General features: G+C 65.8%; 1 protein-coding gene. It reads right to left on the bottom strand.

The genetic code is table 11. The annotated features are described in order from the left end of the window. Window positions 1-18: 18 nt before the first annotated feature. The coding region (locus QSK37_RS51310; RefSeq protein WP_285637452.1) for a transposase at window positions 19-486 on the bottom strand (468 nt) is incomplete at its 5' end.

Raw genomic sequence — 486 nt, 5'->3', positions numbered from 1 at the left:
CGGATGCTCCTATGGATGTCAAGCCGCTGAGGCGGTGACGTCGTTGGGACTTGGCGGGCAGATGATTTTGAAGATCTCGCGGGCGACGTAGCGTTTGAGGCAGCGCATGATCTCGGGTTTGGACATGCCTTCCTTGGTACGTCGTTGCATGTAGACACGGGTGCGAGGGTCCCAGCGCAGACGGCAGACCACGATCCGATGCAGCGCTGAGTTGGCTTGCCGGTCCCCGCCTCGGTTGAGCCGGTGTCGGTGGGTGCGGCCGGAGGAGGCCGGCAGGGGGGCGACACCGCAGAGCATGGCGAAGGCTGCCTCGGAACGGAGCCGGTCGGGGTTGTCGCCGGCGGTGACCAGCAGTTGGCCTGCGACATCGGGGCCGACGCCGTTGAGTTGAAGCAGGGTCGGGTTGATCGCGGTCACCAGAGGGTCGATGAGTTCGTCCAGGTCGGTGATCTCGGCGGTCAGTTGCTGGTGGCGACGGGCCAGGGC

It is taken from the genome of Actinoallomurus iriomotensis (assembly GCF_030269445.1).
GTDB classification, from domain to species: Bacteria; Actinomycetota; Actinomycetes; order Streptosporangiales; family Streptosporangiaceae; genus Actinoallomurus; species Actinoallomurus iriomotensis.
Note: the sequence above shows the minus strand (reverse complement) of the source record. Positions and strands in the feature narration are given on the sequence as shown.